The sequence below is a fragment of the Klebsiella sp. JN_Kp127 genome (assembly GCF_040062505.1).
Taxonomy (GTDB): domain Bacteria; phylum Pseudomonadota; class Gammaproteobacteria; order Enterobacterales; family Enterobacteriaceae; genus Klebsiella; species Klebsiella quasipneumoniae.
In genome coordinates, this window is sequence record NZ_JBEAHS010000054.1 from 306622 (window position 1) to 325356 (window position 18735).

Genomic DNA, 18735 nt, shown 5'->3' on the forward strand with positions numbered 1-18735 from the left:
CCCGCTGCGAGCGAAACTTCACCCAACTGTAATCTGAACGACATCTCTACCTTCTACTGTCTGGGCAGGACGGAGGAGGAGCCACTATGTTTAGTCTCGACAACGTACTCGATGACCTGTGGCCTCAGGCGAGGCCCGCCCCCTGGCAAAAGAAACTGTTAAAAAAGCTATTTTATGAGGAAGAGTTTCAACAATTTGCCGACCGTCACCGCCACCTGAAGGGGCTTGATACGGTCGAACAGGTGCTGGAATACCTCAATATCCGCTGCGCTATCCCGGCGCACGATCTCGAACAAATCCCCGAATATGGCCCGCTGGTCATTATCGCCAACCACCCCACCGGCACCCTCGACGGCCTGGCGCTCCTGTATGCGGTATCCCGCGTGCGCCGCGATGTCAAAGTGGTCACCAACCGCATGCTCACCCACCTTGAGCCCCTGAGCTCGCTGTTTATCCCGGTGGATAATATTCATGGCCGCACCGCTAAAACGGCGCTGCAGCAGATGGACCAGCAGCTGCAGGCCGGCGGGGTGCTGATCTTCTTCCCGGCGGGGGAAGTCTCCCGCCTCACCCGTCGCGGCATCCGCGATAAAAAATGGCACTCGGGCTTTATTAAGCTGGCGGCAAAATATCGCGCCCCGCTGCTGCCGGCGTGGATTAATGCCCACAACAGCGCCCTGTTTTACGCCAGCACCCTGGTCTCCGACAACCTGCCGCTGCTCCTGCTGATGCAACAGATGTTTCGCCGGCGCAACAGCAGCCTGCCGGTGCGCATCGGCCAGCAGATCCCCTGGTCGAGCTGGTTCGATGCCCAGTCCAGCGCTCGCGAGCTTACCGGCCGCTGCTATCAGCACCTTGACCAGCTGCGCAAAGGGCTGCCGGGGCGGTTTAAAACCGAAAGCGCCATCGCCCGTCCGGAAGACCGGGCGCGGCTTAAACGCGAACTGCACAAGGCCGAATGCCTGGGCCGCACCGCCGACGGCAAAGTGATTTACCTCTGGCAGCGCAACGGCCAGGAGGAGGCGCCGCTGCTGCGCGAGCTGGGACGCCTGCGGGAAATCGCCTTCCGCGCGGTCGGGGAAGGCAGCGGCAAACGGCGGGATATCGACCGGTATGACGACGACTATCTGCATCTGATCCTGTGGGATGAAGAAGATCTGGAAATCGTCGGCGCTTACCGCTTTATGCCGACGGCTATACAGCTGGCAAAGCGCGGCCTGGAGGGGATCTACAGCTCCAGTCTCTTCCACTACGACGGGCGGATGGACGACATCCTGCAGCACGGCATTGAGCTGGGGCGCAGCTTTATCCAGCCGCGCTACTGGGGTCGACGCGGGCTGGACTATCTGTGGTCCGGCATCGGCGCTTATCTGGCGCGCTATCCACACTATCGCTATCTGTTTGGCCCGGTATCGATTTCTGGCGGGCTGCCGCCCGCCGCTCGCGATCTGCTGGTGGCGTTCTACCGGCTGTGGTTCCCGGCGACGCATCCGCTGGCGGAGTCGCGTCGCCCTTATCCGGCGTCGCTGCCCGACGTGCTGGCGCAGTTTGGCGGGGAGGATTACAACGACGACCTGGCCCGGCTGAAGTCCCTGCTGGGCAATCTCGGCTGCGCGATCCCGCCGCTGTATAAGCAGTACTCGGAAGTGTGCGAGCCGGGCGGAGTGCAGTTTATCGATTTTGGCAGCGACCCGGATTTCAACAACTGCGTGGATGGTCTGGTGTTGGTGGACTTGACCTATCTGAAGGCCAACCGCTATCAGCGCTATATTGGCGCGCATCTGGGTGCGCAAAAATCGGCATAAACGCTTTTTCCCGGCTTGCGGCGCGTTGCGCCTTAGCCGGGCTACGGTTCACCGTTTCCGACGGTTCGGTCGCCCGGAAAAGCCGCGTCAGGCGCCGCCTCCGGGAAGCAGCGGGCAATGCAGCATCCGCTTTTCTCCGCGGCTCGCGGCTGATACAAGCCTTACCCCGCCCGGTAATACGGCTTATCGCCAAGGATCGTCGCCCGGTGCATGATCCGCCGCTGCGGCAGATAGTCGGCGTTGGCGTAATGCTGGGTTACCCGGTTATCCCAGATAGCGACATCGTTCGGCTGCCAGCGCCAGCGCACCTGAAACTCCGGTTTGGTGATATGGGCAAACAGGAAGCTCAGCAGCGCCGCGCTCTCTTTCTCGGTCACGTCGACAATCCGAGTGGTAAAGCCTTCGTTAACGAACAGCGCCTGCTTGCCGGTCACCGGGTGGGTACGCACCACCGGGTGCAGCAGCGGCGGATGCTTCGCCACCGCCTCCTGCCAGCGCCGATGCTCGGCTTCCGTGTGGTTGTACTTATACTCCTGGAACGATTTACGGAAATCGTGTTCCGCATGCAGGCCACTCAGCAGCTGCCGGAAGGGCTCTGACAGCGCCTCCCAGGCGGCAATGCCGCTGGTCCACAGGGTGTCCCCGCCGGTCGTCGGCAACTCTTTCGCCGCCAGAATGGCGCCGGCGGGCGGCGTGTCGATAAAGGTGACATCGGTATGCCAGTTGTCATTATCCGGCGGATTATCGTTGTGGGTATCGAGGACGATAATCTCCTCGACGCCTGGGGCGTGAGGGTAGACCGGATGGATATGCAGGTCGCCAAACCGCAGCGCCAGGTCGCGCTGTTGCGCCGGGGTGATATTTTGCTCGCGCAGGAATACCACCTGATGACGCAGCACCGCGTGATACAGCTGTTCAAACTGGTTGTCGCTCAATGGACGGGTTAAATCCGCCCCGGTCACCTGCGCGCCAATATACGGCCCCAGCGGGGTAATGCTCAGACGTTCACTCATTGTACTTCTCCATGCCAGGGCGTCAGGCGCCGCTGCAGCGCGCGCAGACCCAGTTCCAGTAAAAAGGCGATAATGGCAATCACCGCGATCCCCGCCAGCACCACATCGGTGGCGAGAAACTCGCCGGCGGACTGCACCATAAATCCTAACCCGCGGGTGGCGGCGATCAGCTCAGCGGCCACCAGCGTTGACCAACCGACGCCAAGACCAATGCGCAGCCCGGTGAGGATCTCCGGCAGCGCGCCGGGCAGGATCACCAGCCACAGCACCTGCGCCCGGCTGGCGCCCAGCGAACGGGCGGCGCGAATCCGCACCTGCTGCGCGCTTTTTACCCCCGCCAGCGCCGACATCGCTACTGGGGCGAAAATCGCCAGGTAGATCAGCAGGATCTTCGACGTTTCACCGATGCCAAACCAGATCACCATCAGCGGTAAGTAGGCCAGCGGCGGCACCGGACGATAAAGCTCGATCAGCGGATCGAGGATCCCGCGCACCGTTGAGTTGAGCCCCATGGCGATCCCCACCGGCACGCCGATCAGCACAGCCGCCAGCAGAGCGATAACGATCCGCGTCAGGCTCGCCGCCAGGTGCTGCCAGAGCGTCGCATCCATAAAGCCCTGCGGCCCGGCGATAGTGATAAGCTTCTGCAGCACCTGGCCCGGCGGCGGCAGAAACAGCGGGCTAATCAGCTGCAGCGCCGCGACCGCCCACCAGACGGCCAGCAACACCGCCAGGGTCGCCACGCTGAGGGTGAGCTGACGGGAGAGCGGCCAGCGCCACTTCAGCGTCAGTTGACGCGGTTTGTCGTTCAGTACCACGCTCATGAGAAAGCCTCCCGTTGGTCAAACACCCGGCTCAGAATGTATTCCCGCTGTTCAATAAACCGCGGGTCGGATTTGATGCTGCGGCAGGGTTCGCCCGCGACAAAGCGGCGGCTGAAATCCAGCGGCAGCCGCTCCACCACTCGCCCCGGCCCCGGCGACAACAGCACCAGCTCGGTCGCCATAAAGATGGCCTCTTCAATGTCATGGGTGATGAGCAGCACCTGTTTGCCGGTCTCATGCCAGAGGGTCAGCAGCAGCGTTTGCATCTGCTCGCGGGTAAAGGCGTCAAGCGCGCCGAAGGGCTCATCCAGCAGCAACAGCTGCGGATTCGCCGCCAGCGCCCGGGCGATGCCCACCCGCTGGCGTTGACCGCCGGACAGCTGCCAGATAAAGCGCTTTTCCGCCCCTTCGAGGCCGACCTTTTTCAGCATCTGCGCCGCCGCTTGCCGCCGCTGCGCTTTATCCACGCCCGCCAGCTGCAGCCCCAGCGCCACGTTATCCTGCACATTGCGCCATGGCAGCAGGCCTTCGTTCTGGAAGACCACGCCGCGCTCTGCGCCCGGCCCGGTCACCCGCTGACCTTCGAGGGTGATGCTGCCGTGCTGATAGGGCACGAATCCGGCAATCAGGTTCAGCAGGGTAGTTTTACCGCAGCCCGAAGGCCCCAGCACCACCAGCAGCTCCCCACTCTCCAGCGTCAGGTTGATATCCGCCAGCGCCGGTTTACCGCCGTAGTCGGCGGAAAGATGCGAGATTTGCAGCATCGCCGCCTCCTTTACTTCACGAAACGGTCAGTAACGTACTGACGATAATCGGTTCCCGCCGCGGGCACTTTGCCCTGCTCTTTCAGAAAGCGCGCGGTATCGACGATGGCCTGATTGACCGGCCCATTCAGCGCCTGCGCCTGCTCAGCGGCGGTCAGGTAGGTGTTCCCCTTCACCAGCCCGGGGACATCGGCTTCCGGCACGCCGCTCAGGCGCGCCAGCTTGCTGATGTTGTCCGGCTGTTTCAGCCATGCCTCCGGGTTGGCGATGTAGGGCTGCTGGGCGTCGATGGCGCTTTTAGCAAACGCTTTGACGATCTCCGGATGCTGCTCGGCGAAGTCCTTACGGACCACCCAGACGTCGAGGGTCGGTGCGCCCCACTCCCCGACCTGCGCGGAATCGGTCAGCACCTTGCCCTCTTTTTCCAGTTCGTTAACCGCTGGCGCCCAGACGTAAGCCCCGTCGATATCCCCGCGCTGCCAGGCGGCGATAATCGCCGGCGGCTGCAGGTTTATAATCTGCACCTGGCCCGGCTTGATGCCCCAGTGTTTGAGCGCCGACAGCAGGCTGTAGTGGGTGGTGGAGATAAACGGCACGGCAATGCGTTTGCCGATCAGATCTTCCGGTTTGGTGATGCTTTTCTTCACCACCAGCGCTTCGGAGTTGCCGAGCTTTGAGGCGAGCAGGAACACTTCAATCGGCACCTGCTGGCTGGCGGCCACCGCCAGCGGGCTGGAGCCGATATTGCCGATCTGCACATCGCCGGAGGCCAGGGCGCGCACCACGCTGGCGCCGCTGTCAAATTTCCGCCAGTCGACGGTCGCCCCGCTGGTTTTGGCGAAGGTGTTGTCCGCCTGGGCGACTTTCGCCGGCTCAGCGGAGGTTTGATACGCCACGGTCACATTGACCGCCTGCGCCTGGAAGGCGGCGACGGCCAGCGCCGCCAGAAGAGTAATTCGCGATGTGAATGCCATAATGTCTGCTTCCCCTGAGTTGTTATAGGTGCAGTATTTCCGGCATCAGGATGGAGATGAAGTAATTAAAAATTCTGGCTAATAGCGAATCGTTTTTAGAACAAAAGCGGGAAAGGATAGTTGATTTTGCGCGGTGGGTTGGCGGCAGAGGGTTGGCGCCGGGTGGCGGCTACGCCTTGCCCGGCCTACAGATCGCGCAAGGCGTAGGCCGGGTAAGCGCAGCGCCACCCGGCACAAAACTCAGCGCTTCGCGTTAAGCTCAGCGATATCCTTCGGCGTGGTGCGGCAGCAGCCGCCGATCAGCTTCGCCCCGGCCGCCAGCCACTGCGGCAGATAATCCGTCAGGCTGGCGCAGGCTTCGCCATGATGGTGCCAGGTCTTGCTCACCGCATCATAATGTTCGCCGGAGTTAGGATAGACCACCAGCGGCAGCGCCGTCAGGCTGTGCAGATGCGCCAGCGCCGCGGGCGTATTTTCCAGCGCGATACAGTTGATCCCCACCGCCACCACCTGCGGGTTATCCGCCAGGGCGGCCATCACCTCGCGCAGCGGCGTGCCATCGCTGAGATGTTCGGCGTCGCGCAGCGTGAAGGAGTACCAGGCGCGGGCGCGGGGATACTCCTGAAGCAGGGCTGTCAGGGCCTGGATCTCGGCGAATGACGGCAGGGTTTCACAGGCCAGCAGGTCGGCGCCCGCATCCAGCAGCGCTTCGACGCGCGGGCGGTGGAAGGCCTGGAACTCTGCCGCGCTGCGCTGATAATCGCCGCGATACTCCGAGCCGTCGGCGAGAAAGGCGCCATACGGCCCCACCGAACCGGCGACCAGCAGCGTGCCGGCCTGCGGATTCTCGGCGAGGTACGCCTCGCGCGCTTTGCGCGCCAGCTCGACGCTTTTGCCGATCAGCGCCCGGGACTGCGCATCATCCAGGCCGCGCGCGGCAAAGCCGGCGGGAGTGGCCTGATAGCTGGCGGTGATCGCCACCTGCGCTCCGGCGCGAAAGTAGTCGAGATGCACATCGCGGATCAGCTGCGGGTTCTCCAGCAGCACTTTCGCCGACCACAGGCTGTCAGCCAGATCGCAGCCGCGGGCCTCCAGCTCGGTGGCCATGGCGCCGTCCAGCAGCACAAAAGGCTGGGCGGCAAGCAGGGCGGTAAACGGATTAGTCTGCGACATGTTGTGGCTCCTGAGTCATTTTCCGTGAACGAGTAAGATACCAGGCACCATAGCACAGGGCCACAAAGGGGATCCCGCACCACAGCGCAATTCTCTGGCTCGGGTCAAAAGCGAGGCCCACGCAGGCCACCAGGCACAGCACAAAGCCCAGAATCGGCACCACCGGATACCAGGGGGCGCGATACTGCAGATCGCTCAGCGCCTTACCCTGCTGCAGATGGCGGCGGCGGAACATAAAGTGCGAGGCGCAGATGCTCAACCACACCGCCACCACCGCAAAGCCGGAGATCGCCGACAGCGCCACAAACACCGTATCGGGCGCCACCACGCTGGAGAACAGCGCCAGCACGCCGCCCAGCATACTCACCGACAGCGCGGTCACCGGCACGCCCCGTTTATTGACTTTGGCAAAGCAGGCCGGCAGCGTCTTCTCGTTCGACAGCGACCACAGCATCCGCCCGGAAGCGTACAGGCCGGAGTTGGCCGCCGAGAGGATCGCCGTCAGGATCACGAAGTTGAAAATATCCGCCGCGTAAGGGATGCCCACCTTTTCAAACACCAGCACGAAGGGGCTTTTCTCCACCCCCGCCTGCTGCATTGGGATCAGCGCCGCCAGCACAAACACGGTGCCGATAAAGAAAATAATCAGCCGGGCGATGGTGGTGCGGATGGCGACCGGAATAACCTTATGCGGGTTTTCCGTCTCTCCGGCGGCAATGCCGATAAGCTCCGTCCCGGAGAAGGCGAAGTTCACCGCCACCATGGTCATCAGGATCGGCAGGCCGCCGTGCGGGAACCAGCCTTCGGCGGTGAGATTGCGCAGGCCCGGCGCCGGGGAGCCATCCTGCATCGGAATGATGCCGAAAATGGCCGCGCCGCCGAGAATAATAAACGCGATGATGGTGATCACTTTCACCAGCGAGAACCAGAACTCGCCTTCGGCGAAGAAGCGGGTCGAAATGATGTTAAGACCGAAAATCACCGCGCAAAACACCACGCACCAGATCCAGACCGGCACCTGCGGGAACCAGTACTGCATACAGAAGCCGGCGGCGGTGAAGCTCGAACCCAGCGCCACCGTCCACGTCAGCCAGTAGAGCCACGCCACGGTATAGCCCGTCGCCGGGCCAAGGTAGCGCGCCGCGTAAACGTGGAAGGCGCCGGTCTCCGGCATCGCCACCGACAGTTCGCCGAGGCACTGCATCACCAGCCAGACCACCAGGGCGCCAATCAGATACGCCAGCAGCGTTCCGGCCGCGCCGGTGGTGGAGATGATATAGCCGGTATTAAAGAACAGGCCGGTGCCAATCACGCCGCCGAGCGACAGCATGATCAGATGGCGCGTTTTCATGGTGCGCTTCAGTTGCCCACCTTGTTGTTGTGTTGTGCTTTGCATTTTATTTTCTCACGCCAGCCCGCTTGCCCGGGCCATGATGCGTATAAACGTATAGACATCTAAACATCCAAAAGAAGAAGTGTTATACCGTGCCACCGCGGAAAAAGCAAAGCCGCTGCACCAGGTCGCGCGCCGACAGCGTGCAGCCTGCCCCATTTTTGCGCAGCGCCGGTGAGCGCGCCACGGGCTGGCGCCTCATCGCGGCGGACAACGTTCTGGCACTCTCTTTGCAGCCTGTCGTTCAGAACCTTTCTATCTGGCGAGGCAACACGTATGACAGAGCACACCACCACCTTAAAAAGAACGCTCGGCAGTTTTCGTTTATGGGGGATCGCCGTCGGACTGGTGATATCCGGGGAGTACTTCGGCTGGAGCTACGGCTGGTCGCAGGCGGGCACGATGGGGTTTATGGTCGTCGCCCTGGCGGTCGCCGCCATGTACTGCGCCTTTATTTTCAGCTTTACCGAGCTGACCACCGCCATCCCGCACGCTGGCGGCCCTTTCGCCTACGCCTACCGCGCCTTCGGGCCCACCGGCGGCTTTATCGCCGGTTTTGCCACTCTGATTGAATTCGTCTTCGCCCCGCCGGCCATCGCCATGGCCATCGGCGCCTACCTCAACGTGCAGTTTCCGGCGCTGGATCCGAAGTGGGTCGCCTGCGGCGCTTACGTGATCTTTATGACGCTCAATATCCTCGGCGTCGGCATCGCCGCCACCTTCGAGCTGATCGTCACCCTGCTGGCCATCTTCGAGCTGCTGGTGTTTATGGGCGTGGTCGCCCCCGGCTTCTCCTGGAGCCACTTCACCGCCAACGGCTGGGCGGGCGCGGAAAGCTTTAGCGGCCTGGCGCTGCCGGGGATGTTCGCCGCCATTCCGTTCGCCATCTGGTTCTTCCTCGCCATTGAGGGGGCTTCCATGGCCGCCGAAGAGGCCAAAGATCCGCAGCGCACCATTCCGCGCGCCCTGGGCGGCGGCATTCTGACGCTGACGGTGCTGGCGATCGGCGTGATGGTCTTCGCCGGCGGCGTCGGCGACTGGCGCGCGCTGTCCAATATCAACGACCCGCTGCCTCAGGCGATGAAGACGGTAGTGGGCAACGGCAGCGGCTGGCTGCATATGCTGGTGTGGCTGGGGCTGTTTGGCCTCGTCGCCTCCTTCCACGGCATCATTATGGGCTACTCGCGGCAGATCTACTCCCTCGCCCGCGCCGGCTATCTGCCCGCCGGGCTGGCCTCCCTCAACCGCCGCACCCGCACCCCGCATCTGGCGATCCTCGCCGGCGGCGTGGTGGGTATCGCCGCGATCTTCTCCGACTCGCTGATCACCATCAGCGGCATGCCGTTGACCGCCTGCATCGTCACCATGTCGGTATTTGGGGCTATTGTTATGTATATCACTTCCATGGCGGCGCTGTTCAAACTGCGCCGTAGCGAGCCGAAGCTGATCCGTCCGTTCCGCGCGCCGCTCTACCCGCTGGCGCCGGCCTTTGCCCTCGGCATGGCGGTGATCTGCCTGGTGGCGATGGTCTGGTATAACCTGCTGCTGGCGCTGATTTTCGCGGCGATGATGCTCGGCGGCTACCTGTGGTTCCGCAAAACCGCAGCGGCCCGTGAACGGGCGCCAGTGGATCCTCAACTGCGCACGGTCTCCTGAGGAGGCGGCATGTATAAAACCACGCTATCGGGCCAGGTATGGCGCTTTGATAGTCTGAAAACGCTGATGGCGAAAGCGTCGCCGGCCCGCTCCGGCGACGCCCTGGCGGGCGTTATCGCCCACTCGGCCGAAGAGCGGATGGCGGCGAAAATGACCCTCGCCGAGGTGCCGCTGACCGACATTCTCGACAACCCGCTTATCCCCTACGAGCAGGACGAAGTGACCCGCCTGATCCTCGACACCCATGATGCGCAGGGCTTTGCCGCCCTGCGTCACCTGACGGTCGGCGATTTCCGCGACTGGCTGCTGGACGATGCCACCGATACCGCCACGCTGCAGCGGGTCGCCCGCGCTATCACCCCGGAGATGGCGGCGGCGGTAAGCAAGCTGATGCGCAATCAGGATCTGATCCTCGCCGCCAGCAAATGTCAGGTGGTGACGCGCTTTCGCAACACCATCGGCCTGCCCGGCCACCTCAGCGTGCGCCTGCAGCCCAATCATCCCACCGATGACCTGAAAGGCATCGCCGCCAGTATGCTCGACGGACTGCTGTACGGCGCCGGTGATGCGGTGATCGGCATCAACCCGGCCAGCGACAGCTTACCGGTGCTGGCGCAGCTGAACGTGATGCTGGACGATATTATCCAGCGCTTCGCCATTCCCACCCAGTCCTGCATTCTGACCCACGTCACCAATACGCTGCAGCTGATTGAGCGCGGCGCGCCGGTGGATCTGGTGTTTCAGTCGGTGGCGGGAACCGAAGCGGCCAACAGCGGCTTCGGCATCAACCTTGCCATGCTGCAGGAGGCCCGCGAGGCGGCCCTCAGCCTCGGTCGCGGCACCCTCGGCAACAATGTAATGTATTTTGAGACCGGCCAGGGGAGCTGCCTGTCGGCCAACGCCCACCACGGCGTCGACCAGCAGACCTGCGAGGCGCGGGCCTACGCCGTCGCCCGCCACTTTGAACCGCTGCTGGTCAATACGGTGGTCGGCTTTATCGGTCCGGAGTATCTCTACGACGGTAAGCAGATTATTCGCGCCGGGCTGGAGGATCACTTCTGCGGCAAGCTGATGGGTCTGCCGATCGGCTGCGACGTCTGCTATACCAACCACGCGGAAGCGGATCAGGATGATATGGACACCCTGCTGACCCTGCTGTGCGCCGCCGGGCTCACCTTCCTGATCGGCGTGCCAGGGGCGGACGATATCATGCTTAATTACCAGAGCACCTCGTTCCATGACGCGCTCTACGCCCGTCGTCTGCTGGGCTTAAAGCATGCCCCGGAGTTCGCCGACTGGCTGGCGAAGATGCAAATTATCGATCCGCACGGCGCGCTGCGGCTCACCGACGCCCGCCATCCGCTGCTGTCCGTTCTGCCGCAAGGAGCCCCCGTATGAACCGTCCCGACGCCTGGAACCCGCTGCGTGAATTTACCGATGCGCGGATCGCCCTGGGCCGCAGCGGCGCCAGCCTGCCGACCCGCGAAGTCCTTAACTTTGGTCTGGCCCACGCCAGAGCGCGGGACGCCATTCATCAGCCGTTCGCCAGCCAGCAGCTGGTGGCGCCGCTGGCGGCGCTCGGCCTCGACACCCTGACGGTGCACAGCGCCGCGCCGGACCGTCATACCTATCTGCGGCGCCCGGATCTCGGGCGGCAGCTCGCCGACGAGAGTCGCGCCGACCTCGCCGCCAGCGGCGTCCGCCCCGCCGACCTGCTGCTGGTGATCGGCGACGGCCTCTCTTCCTGGGCGGTAGAGCGCCAGGCGGTGCCGTTGATCCGCGCCCTGCTGCCCTGGCTGCAGACGCTGGGGATCGGCCTGGCGCCGGTGGTGCTGGCCCATCAGTCGCGGGTGGCGCTGGGGGATGATATTGGCGAAACCCTGAAAGCCCGCGCGGTGGCGATCCTGATTGGCGAACGACCGGGCCTCTCCTCGCCGGACAGCCTCGGCGTCTACCTCACCTGGCAGCCCCATCGGCAGCGGCTGGAGTCAGAGCGCAACTGTATCTCCAATATTCGCCCGGAAGGGCTGAGCCATGACGCCGCCGCATTTAAACTGGCCTGGCTGCTGGAGCAGGCTTTTTTACGACGGCTTACCGGCGTGCGCCTGAAAGATGAAAGCGATAATCCGGCGCTGCATGGAAAAATAAAACCATTGACCCCTTTAAAATAATAAGTCACGCGAGCCGAAGAATAGATTTTTAATATTACCTGGCGCACCTGAATATTATATTCGGGTGCGCTGAAATCGCCCGGCGGCGCTTCGCTGGCGCGAGCCTGTGGAAACCGTTCAACCGGTTTATAGTGCGTATTTTCCAGGCCGGATAAGGCGCCAGTCGCCCCCCGGCAAAATACGTTCAGCGTATCAAAAGCCGTGTTGTCACCAGCCTTATGCCCTTGCCTGCAGGTAATAAGAATATTGCATGAGTAAAAACGAAACGGACGTTGTAAGGTAATTCAGCGCCTTAAAAATACCCGTCATACTTTAAGTTGCATGTGCGTTGGCTGCGTTCTTTCCCCCCAGTCACTGACTTCTGCAAGCGCCTGGGAAATCGCTCACATGCCACCTTCATGCGACTCGAATTATTTAGGGTATATATCTCGTTATCTATTCAACATAACAGCCAATAATTCGCCAGATACGCTGGCGAATTATTCCTCAATGTTATGCAGTCATTGATGGTTAAAGATAAATAATCGACCGACGGAGAAATACCAATGAAATCGTTTTCCGGGAAAGCGTCTTTAATGGCCACGCTGGTAGCCGCGCTGGCCGGCGCGAGCAGCGCGCAGGCAGCGGAAATTAAAATCGGGGTGGTATTACCCCTGAGCGGCGCCCTCAGCGGCTATGGTCAGCCGTCGCAGAAAGGGCTGGACATTATTCAGACCATCACCCCGACGTTAAAAAATGGCGATACCATCAAGCTTATCGTTATCGATGATAAAAGCGACAAAGTCGAAGCGGCCAACGCCATGCAGCGGCTGGTCTCCAGCGATAAAGTGGATGCCGTGATCGGGGAAGTCACCTCCTCCAACACCCTGGCGATGACCAAGATCGCCGACGACAGCAAAACGCCGCTGGTCTCTTCCACCGCCACCAACGACCGCGTCACCCGCAACCATCCGTACGTCAGCCGGGTCTGCTTCTCGGACAGCTTCCAGGGGGTGGTCGGGGCCAATCTGGCCTCCCGCGATCTGAAAGCCAAAACCGCCGCCATCGTGTTTGACAGTAGCAACGATTACTCCGTCGGCCTGGCGAAAGCGTTCCGCACCCAGTTCCTGAAAAACGGCGGCACCATTCCCATCGAGGTACAGGCCCCGGGCGGCAGCAAGGACTTTAAAGCCCAGCTGGCGAGCGTCAAGGCGAAGAATGTCGACATGATTTATATGCCGATCTACTACACCGAAGGGGCGCTGATTGCCGTCCAGTCAAAACAGCTGGGGCTCAACAAACCGGTGGTGGGCGGCGACGGTCTGGCCGCGGATCAGGTCTTCTTCGATGTGGGTAAAGACGCGGTCAACGGCTATATGACCACCGATTACTACTCGCCGAACGCCAAAGAGCAGACCCCGGCCGGGGAAACCTTCATCAAAGCCTGGGAAGCCAAATACCAGCAGCCGACCCATACCTGGGGCGCTATGGCGGCGGACGCCTATAACGTTATCGTCAACGCCATGAACCAGTGCAGCGATCCCCACGATCGGGTCTGCGTGAATGAAAAAATCCGCGCCACCAAAGATTTCCAGGGCGTGACCGGCACGCTGACGTTACAGAACGGCGACGCCATTCGCAGCGCGGTCATCAACGAAGTGAAAGATGGCAAGCTGGCGTTTCGTACCGTGGTTAACCCTTAAGTTGTGACGAGGCTACAAAATGGACGGCGCCATTTTTCTCCAGCAAGTGGTCAATGGAATGAGTCTTGGGGGCATGTACGCCCTGATTGCCATCGGTTATACGATGGTTTATGGCGTGCTAAGGCTGATCAACTTCGCCCATGCGGACGTGATGATGGTCGGCGCGTTTAGTACGCTGTTTTTATTTTCTTCGGTTGGGCTACCCTTCGGGGTAGCCGTTTTCCTGACCCTCGGGCTGTGCGGCCTGTTTGGCATGCTGATTGACCGGGTCGCCTATCGTCCGCTGCGCCAGGCCTCGAAAATCTCCATGCTGATCACCGCCATCGGCGTCAGCTTCTTCCTCGAAAACCTGTTTAATGTGCTGTTTGGCGGCAGCTCGCGCTTCTTCTCCGCCCCTGACTTTTTCAACCAGACCCGGGCCTTCGGCAGCGTCATCATTACCAACGTGGCGTGGATTGTGCCGCTGATCACCGTCCTGCTGCTGCTGGCGATCCTCTGGCTGCTGTACCGCACCCGCTATGGAATGGCGATCCGCGCGGTAGCCTTTGACGTCAACACCGTGCGTCTGATGGGCATTGACGCCAACCGGATCATCTCCCTGGTCTTCGCCCTCGGCAGCAGCCTCGCGGCGCTCGGCGGCGTGTTCTACTCCATCAGCTACCCGACGATCGATCCCCTGATGGGCGTGCTTATCGGCCTGAAGGCCTTCGCCGCCGCCGTGCTGGGCGGGATCGGCAGCGTCACCGGCGCGGTGCTGGGCGGCTTTATCCTCGGTTTTACCGAGGTGGTCGCGGTGGCGATCTTCCCCGAACTGGGCGGCTATAAAGACGCTTTCGCCTTCCTGTTCTTGATTCTGGTCCTCTTGTTCCGCCCGGTCGGCATTATGGGCGACGAACGTCTGGAAAGGAGCCGTTTCTGATGCTCAACGCGACGACCACCGCCGGGGCGCAGCTGCGCAACCTGGCCATTATTGTCATCTGTATCGCGCTGCTGGCCGGAATCAACGTGGTTTTCAATGACTACATTGTTCGCGTCATCAGCACCATTTTTATCTTTATGATCCTCGCGGTCAGCTACAACCTGATCAACGGCGTGACCGGCCAGCTGTCGCTGGAGCCGAACGGCTTCGTGGCGGTGGGCGCCTACGTCACCGCCCTGCTGATCCTCTCCAGCGACAGCAAAATAGATATGTTTGAAATGGCCGCCCCCAGCCCGTGGATCCTCAGCCTGCACGCGGGCTTCCTCCCCGCCCTGCTGATAAGCGGCCTGTGCGCGGCGGCGCTGGCGGTGTGCCTCGCCGTGCCGGTCTTCCGGGTGCGCGGCGACTACCTGGCCATCGTCACCCTCGGCTTCGGGTTTATCATCAAGATCCTCGCCATTAACAACCCGCAAATTACCAACGGCGCCATCGGGCTGAACGATATTCCCCAACAGCCGCATCTCCTGTTCTGGTGCGGCCTGTTCGCCCTGCTGGCTACCGGCATGATCCTCCAACTGGTGTGGTCGAAGTATGGCCGGATGATGAAAGCCATTCGCGACGATGAAGATGCGGCGATCGCCATGGGGGTCAACACCTTCCGCATTAAAACCTGCGCCTTCGCCACCAGCGCCTTCTTCGAAGGGATCGGCGGCGGTCTGCTGGCTTCCCTGCTGACCACCATTTCCCCGGGGCTGTTCGACTTTATGCTCACCTTCCAGCTGCTGATTATTATCGTCCTCGGCGGGCTCGGCAGCACCACCGGCGCCCTGCTCGGCACCGTGCTGGTGGTCGGCAGCGGCGAGTGGCTGCGCTTTCTCGACCAGCCGCTGCAGTTCTTCGGTCACGATCTCGGCGCCTATCCGGGCCTGAGAATGGTGGTCTTCTCCCTGCTGCTGCTGATCATCATGCTTTTCGCCCGCGAAGGGCTGCTGGGGAAAAAAGAGATTTGGCAGATGGGAAGAAGGAACAGCAGCTATGGCGGAAAATAAAATCATCCTGCAGGTGCAGGACGTCACCATGCAGTTTGGCGGCCTGCGGGCCATCGACAACGTCAGCTTCCATGTTGATGAAGCGGAGATCTTTGGCCTTATCGGCCCTAACGGCGCGGGCAAGACCACCCTGTTTAACATCATCACCGCCAACTATAAGCCCACCAGCGGCAGCGTCACCCTCGCGGGCACGTCGCTGAAGGGGCTGAAGCCCAACCAGGTGGTCAACGCCGGGATCGCCCGCACCTTCCAGAATATCCGGCTGTTTAACTCGATGACGGTGCTGGAGAACGTGATGGTTGGACTCGACCGCGCCAGCCGCTACTCGCTGCTGGAGGCGGCCCTGCACATTGGCCGCTACTTTCCGGCCGAGCGGGCGGCGAAGGCCAAAGCGATGGCCATTCTGGAAGACATCGGCATCGCCCACTTCGCCCATATGCAGGCCACGAACCTGAGCTATGGCAACCAGCGCAAAGTGGAGATCGCCCGCGCGCTGGCCACCTCGCCGAAGCTGCTGCTGCTCGATGAGCCGGCCGCCGGGATGAACCCAAAGGAGACCGAGGATCTGGCGGAGCTGATCTTCCGCATGCGCCATGACTATCAGCTCAGCGTCCTGTTAATCGAGCACGATATGCCCTTCGTCAACCGCCTGTGCGAACGGGTGATGGTCCTGGAGTATGGTAAGCCATTGTTCAGCGGCCTGATGGCCGAGGCGATCCAGCATCCGGACGTCATTTCCGCTTATCTGGGAGAAGCCAATTATGCTTAACGCCAGAGAACTGAAGGTCTTTTACGGCGTGATCCAGGGGCTGAAAGGCGTCGATATCGATGTTTATGACCGGGAGATCGTCACCCTGATCGGCAGCAATGGCGCCGGTAAAACCTCTACCCTCAATGGGATCGTCAACCTGGTGCGCTCCAGCGGGCGCGTCAGCTTCCTCAACGACGATATCTCGCGCAGCCAGACCCACCAGATCGTACGTCGCGGGCTGGCGCTGGTGCCGGAGGGACGCCGGGTCTTTACCAACCTGACCATCGAAGAGAACCTGCGCATGGGCGCTTACAATAATCTCGCCGGCTACACCCGCCTGCGCGATCGTATGTACGCCCTCTTTCCACGGCTCAAGGAGCGGCGCCATCAGATGGCGGGCACCATGAGCGGCGGCGAGCAGCAGATGCTGGCCATCGCCCGGGCGCTGATGAGCGAGCCGGTGTTATTGATGCTGGATGAACCGAGCCTCGGGCTGGCGCCGAAAATTGTCGGCGAGCTGTTCGGCATCATTAAGCAACTGCGCGAAGAGAATATGACGGTGCTGCTGGTGGAGCAGAATGCGACGGCCGCGCTGGCGATCGCCGATCGGGCGTATGTCCTGGAGAATGGCCGGATCACCTTGTCAGGCGCGGCGCGGGAGATGCTGACTAACCCGGAAATTAAGCGGATGTATCTGGGGGGATAAGGGTGGTTAAAACTGCCTGGGCTGCGGCTGCGCCTCCTGCGATGCCGCAACCTCAGGCAGTCTCTTGCTACACAAAGCACACCTCGTTCCAGTAGGCTTCTCGCGTCCTGCGTCGCTCAGTATGTCTTATCATGACGGAACCACCGGGTTTCCACGTTGCCAATGTCCACGCCGTAGAGGCTGGCCACCGGCAGGATCGCCTCCATGACGCGTTGAGTATCTTGCTGTCCGGCTTCACCGTTGGACAAAAAAGCCAGCCAGCCCGTTAACCGTTGCCACAATGCCACTTTCGTTTTCTCCTCTGTCGGGAAGCGAATCGCCTGGGTCTATTTCAACCACAGTTGGCCGGGCGCGGGAAATATTAATTCCGAATTTGCAATCCTGGCTGGCGCATATTACGCCCGGTCCTGTCACCCTCACCCTCTCTCCAGAGGGAAAGAGGGCCGTTCGGCTGTCGTTGCCGCACCGCTATATACCGCGGGGCCACAGGGAAAGGCACATACCATTTTTAACGGATATGTTCTGATAGCTATGAAATGGCTCCTGAAACCTACGGGCGTGCAGCGGGCCCGATTCCCGCTGAAATCGGCGAACCGGAGGTCGGCAGACAAGGGCTGGCCGCCATGGACGGCGGCCAGAGGCGATTCGAGACATGACGTCGAGTTGAGCCGACCGCAGGCTGATGACCGGGAGGTGAGCGTAGTGCGCAGCACCGATTTCTCTGCGGGACCGGGGGGATTGTAAAGGGGGAGACGGTTTTCTCCCCCTTTACCCGTTCACCGGCAAAGAACCACCATTTTCTCGCAAACGCAAAGTGAACGGAAAATTACCCCTATCCCTCACCCTCACCCTCTCTCCGGAGGGAAAGAGGACCGCCCGGCAGTCGTGACTGCGCCGGTAAAACGCTACCAGCGCATAAAGAATACCCACAGGTTTGTTAAGTTCTTTTTCGTTATAGATAAGAATTTTTTCTTCTTTGCCGCCGACGGGGAATGTGTGGGAGCGTGATGTCCACAAAACAAAACAGGGATTCAGGGGAAAAAATATGCGCAACAAAACCACAAAAATCGCACTGGCGCTGGGTATGCTGCTGCTCGCCTCGCAGGCGCAGGCCGACCAGCTGGCTGACATCAAAGCCGCCGGCGTCGTGAAAGTCGCCACCTTTGACGCCAACCCGCCGTTCGGCTCCGTGGACGCCAAAACCCACCATATCGTCGGCTACGACGTCGACTTTGCCCAGGCGCTGGCGAAAGCGCTCGGCGTCAAACTCGAACTGGTGGCCACTAACCCGGCCAACCGTATTCCGCTGCTGCAGTCCGGCAAAGCCGACCTGATCGTCGCCGACATTACCATCACCCCGGAGCGGGCCCAGGTTATTGATTTCTCAACGCCGTATTTCGTCACCGGCCAGCAGTTCCTCGTGCCGGCCGGCTCTCCGGATAAGCTTGATGAGTACAGCAAAGCGCGCATCGGCGCGGTGAAAGGCACCACCGGCGAACAGGCGCTGCACCAGCGTTTCCCGCAGGCTCGCGTCCTCTCCTATGACGATATTCCGCTGGCCCTGACCGCCCTGCGCAACGGCAACGTCCAGGCCATCACCCAGGACAGCACCATCCTTGCCGGTCTGCTGGCGGAAGCGCCGGATAAAGCCAAGTTTAAAATTCTGCCCGACCTGCTCAGCAAAGAAGAGATTGGCGTGGGGGTGAAGAAAGGCGAACCGGCCCTGCTGAAGGCCGTCAACGATGAGCTGGTGAAGCTGGAGAAAACCGGCGAAGCCGCGAAAATTTACGATGTCTGGTTTGGCCCTGCCACTAAAACGCCGCAGCCGCGCGCCTTTACCATAGAAGCGAAATAA

General features: G+C 61.4%; 19 protein-coding genes. 10 read left to right on the top strand and 9 right to left on the bottom strand.

The genetic code is table 11. The annotated features are described in order from the left end of the window. The first annotated feature begins 86 nt into the window (after nt 1-86). Nucleotides 87-1805 (top strand): GNAT family N-acyltransferase, encoded by a 1719-nt coding sequence (locus ABLV04_RS25565; protein WP_072422257.1) that lies wholly within the window; start codon nt 87-89, stop codon nt 1803-1805. A 161-nt stretch (nt 1806-1966) separates the two neighbouring features. Here ABLV04_RS25565 and tauD read toward each other — a convergent pair whose 3' ends face one another. The 7 genes from tauD to ABLV04_RS25600 form a co-directional block, all read right to left on the bottom strand. Further along, nucleotides 1967-2818: a taurine dioxygenase gene (tauD, locus tag ABLV04_RS25570; RefSeq protein WP_023288563.1), complete on the bottom strand. Its 852-nt coding sequence runs from the start codon at nt 2816-2818 to the stop codon at nt 1967-1969. Further along, nucleotides 2815-3642: a taurine ABC transporter permease TauC gene (gene tauC, locus ABLV04_RS25575; protein ID WP_032453385.1), complete on the bottom strand. Its 828-nt coding sequence runs from the start codon at nt 3640-3642 to the stop codon at nt 2815-2817. The genes tauD and tauC overlap by 4 nt, the downstream gene beginning before the upstream one ends. Then, nucleotides 3639-4406 carry a taurine ABC transporter ATP-binding subunit gene (gene tauB, locus ABLV04_RS25580; protein ID WP_023288561.1) on the bottom strand — a complete coding sequence of 256 codons (768 nt, stop codon included), beginning with the start codon at nt 4404-4406 and terminating at the stop codon, nt 3639-3641. The genes tauC and tauB overlap by 4 nt, the downstream gene beginning before the upstream one ends. An 11-nt stretch (nt 4407-4417) precedes the next feature. Beyond that, on the bottom strand, nt 4418-5380 hold the full coding sequence (gene tauA / locus ABLV04_RS25585) for a taurine ABC transporter substrate-binding protein (RefSeq protein ID WP_004204897.1): 963 nt from the start codon (nt 5378-5380) through the stop codon (nt 4418-4420). 240 nt (nt 5381-5620) lie between these two features. After that, a complete protein-coding gene (gene mmuM / locus ABLV04_RS25590; protein ID WP_180266050.1) occupies nt 5621-6553 on the bottom strand; it encodes a homocysteine S-methyltransferase in 933 nt (310 codons plus the stop codon). Next, nucleotides 6540-7949 carry an S-methylmethionine permease gene (gene mmuP, locus ABLV04_RS25595; protein WP_032453383.1) on the bottom strand — a complete coding sequence of 470 codons (1410 nt, stop codon included), beginning with the start codon at nt 7947-7949 and terminating at the stop codon, nt 6540-6542. The genes mmuM and mmuP overlap by 14 nt, the downstream gene beginning before the upstream one ends. Nucleotides 7950-8031: 82 nt before the next feature. Continuing rightward, the gene (locus tag ABLV04_RS25600) at nt 8032-8160 is read right to left on the bottom strand and encodes a hypothetical protein (protein ID WP_072199122.1); all 129 of its coding nucleotides are present in this window, start codon (nt 8158-8160) and stop codon (nt 8032-8034) included. 62 nt (nt 8161-8222) lie between these two features. Between ABLV04_RS25600 and eat the strand changes: the two genes are divergently transcribed. The 3 genes from eat to eutC are packed head-to-tail and all read left to right on the top strand — an operon-like array spanning nt 8223 to nt 11773. Further along, on the top strand, nt 8223-9602 hold the full coding sequence (gene eat / locus ABLV04_RS25605; RefSeq protein ID WP_032453381.1) for an ethanolamine permease: 1380 nt from the start codon (nt 8223-8225) through the stop codon (nt 9600-9602). Nucleotides 9603-9611: 9 nt separating this feature from the next. After that, nucleotides 9612-11000 (top strand): ethanolamine ammonia-lyase subunit EutB, encoded by a 1389-nt coding sequence (locus tag ABLV04_RS25610; RefSeq protein WP_023288556.1) that lies wholly within the window; start codon nt 9612-9614, stop codon nt 10998-11000. Then, nucleotides 10997-11773, top strand: a complete 777-nt coding sequence (gene eutC, locus ABLV04_RS25615; protein ID WP_023288555.1) for an ethanolamine ammonia-lyase subunit EutC — start codon at nt 10997-10999, stop codon at nt 11771-11773. Before ABLV04_RS25610 ends, eutC begins: the two co-directional genes overlap by 4 nt. 439 nt (nt 11774-12212) lie before the next feature. Here eutC and ABLV04_RS25620 read toward each other — a convergent pair whose 3' ends face one another. Then, nucleotides 12213-12356 (bottom strand): hypothetical protein, encoded by a 144-nt coding sequence (locus ABLV04_RS25620; protein ID WP_032428606.1) that lies wholly within the window; start codon nt 12354-12356, stop codon nt 12213-12215. Between ABLV04_RS25620 and ABLV04_RS25625 the strand changes: the two genes are divergently transcribed. The 5 genes from ABLV04_RS25625 to ABLV04_RS25645 are packed head-to-tail and all read left to right on the top strand — an operon-like array spanning nt 12349 to nt 16880. Continuing rightward, nucleotides 12349-13455, top strand: coding sequence for an ABC transporter substrate-binding protein (locus ABLV04_RS25625; RefSeq protein ID WP_072096492.1), 1107 nt, complete (start codon nt 12349-12351; stop codon nt 13453-13455). The genes ABLV04_RS25620 and ABLV04_RS25625 overlap by 8 nt on opposite strands. Before the next feature lie 19 nt (nt 13456-13474). After that, the gene (locus ABLV04_RS25630; protein ID WP_002890128.1) at nt 13475-14374 is read left to right on the top strand and encodes a branched-chain amino acid ABC transporter permease; all 900 of its coding nucleotides are present in this window, start codon (nt 13475-13477) and stop codon (nt 14372-14374) included. Beyond that, complete coding sequence (locus tag ABLV04_RS25635; protein WP_049013815.1) at nt 14374-15423, top strand: branched-chain amino acid ABC transporter permease; 1050 nt, start codon at nt 14374-14376, stop codon at nt 15421-15423. The genes ABLV04_RS25630 and ABLV04_RS25635 overlap by 1 nt, the downstream gene beginning before the upstream one ends. Beyond that, nucleotides 15410-16192, top strand: a complete 783-nt coding sequence (locus tag ABLV04_RS25640; protein WP_180266049.1) for an ABC transporter ATP-binding protein — start codon at nt 15410-15412, stop codon at nt 16190-16192. Before ABLV04_RS25635 ends, ABLV04_RS25640 begins: the two co-directional genes overlap by 14 nt. Then, nucleotides 16185-16880, top strand: coding sequence for an ABC transporter ATP-binding protein (locus ABLV04_RS25645; RefSeq protein WP_004204908.1), 696 nt, complete (start codon nt 16185-16187; stop codon nt 16878-16880). The genes ABLV04_RS25640 and ABLV04_RS25645 overlap by 8 nt, the downstream gene beginning before the upstream one ends. Before the next feature lie 116 nt (nt 16881-16996). Here the strand turns inward: ABLV04_RS25645 and ABLV04_RS25650 are convergent, their stop codons facing one another. Further along, nucleotides 16997-17167, bottom strand: a complete 171-nt coding sequence (locus ABLV04_RS25650; protein ID WP_002890108.1) for a hypothetical protein — start codon at nt 17165-17167, stop codon at nt 16997-16999. Nucleotides 17168-17925: 758 nt separating this feature from the next. On the opposite strand from ABLV04_RS25650, the gene ABLV04_RS25655 reads away from it, so the two are divergent. Then, complete coding sequence (locus ABLV04_RS25655; RefSeq protein WP_002890106.1) at nt 17926-18735, top strand: ABC transporter substrate-binding protein; 810 nt, start codon at nt 17926-17928, stop codon at nt 18733-18735.

Coding starts and splice junctions, on each gene's coding strand:
- ABLV04_RS25640 (WP_180266049.1), top strand. CDS start 15,410: ATGGCGGAAAATAAAATCATCCTGCAGGTGCAGGACGTCACCATGCAG.
- ABLV04_RS25610 (WP_023288556.1), top strand. CDS start 9,612: ATGTATAAAACCACGCTATCGGGCCAGGTATGGCGCTTTGATAGTCTG.
- mmuM (WP_180266050.1), bottom strand. CDS start 6,553: ATGTCGCAGACTAATCCGTTTACCGCCCTGCTTGCCGCCCAGCCTTTT.
- ABLV04_RS25645 (WP_004204908.1), top strand. CDS start 16,185: ATGCTTAACGCCAGAGAACTGAAGGTCTTTTACGGCGTGATCCAGGGG.
- ABLV04_RS25625 (WP_072096492.1), top strand. CDS start 12,349: ATGGCCACGCTGGTAGCCGCGCTGGCCGGCGCGAGCAGCGCGCAGGCA.
- eutC (WP_023288555.1), top strand. CDS start 10,997: ATGAACCGTCCCGACGCCTGGAACCCGCTGCGTGAATTTACCGATGCG.
- tauD (WP_023288563.1), bottom strand. CDS start 2,818: ATGAGTGAACGTCTGAGCATTACCCCGCTGGGGCCGTATATTGGCGCG.
- tauC (WP_032453385.1), bottom strand. CDS start 3,642: ATGAGCGTGGTACTGAACGACAAACCGCGTCAACTGACGCTGAAGTGG.
- tauB (WP_023288561.1), bottom strand. CDS start 4,406: ATGCTGCAAATCTCGCATCTTTCCGCCGACTACGGCGGTAAACCGGCG.
- ABLV04_RS25655 (WP_002890106.1), top strand. CDS start 17,926: ATGCGCAACAAAACCACAAAAATCGCACTGGCGCTGGGTATGCTGCTG.
- mmuP (WP_032453383.1), bottom strand. CDS start 7,949: ATGCAAAGCACAACACAACAACAAGGTGGGCAACTGAAGCGCACCATG.
- eat (WP_032453381.1), top strand. CDS start 8,223: ATGACAGAGCACACCACCACCTTAAAAAGAACGCTCGGCAGTTTTCGT.
- ABLV04_RS25565 (WP_072422257.1), top strand. CDS start 87: ATGTTTAGTCTCGACAACGTACTCGATGACCTGTGGCCTCAGGCGAGG.
- ABLV04_RS25635 (WP_049013815.1), top strand. CDS start 14,374: ATGCTCAACGCGACGACCACCGCCGGGGCGCAGCTGCGCAACCTGGCC.
- ABLV04_RS25630 (WP_002890128.1), top strand. CDS start 13,475: ATGGACGGCGCCATTTTTCTCCAGCAAGTGGTCAATGGAATGAGTCTT.
- tauA (WP_004204897.1), bottom strand. CDS start 5,380: ATGGCATTCACATCGCGAATTACTCTTCTGGCGGCGCTGGCCGTCGCC.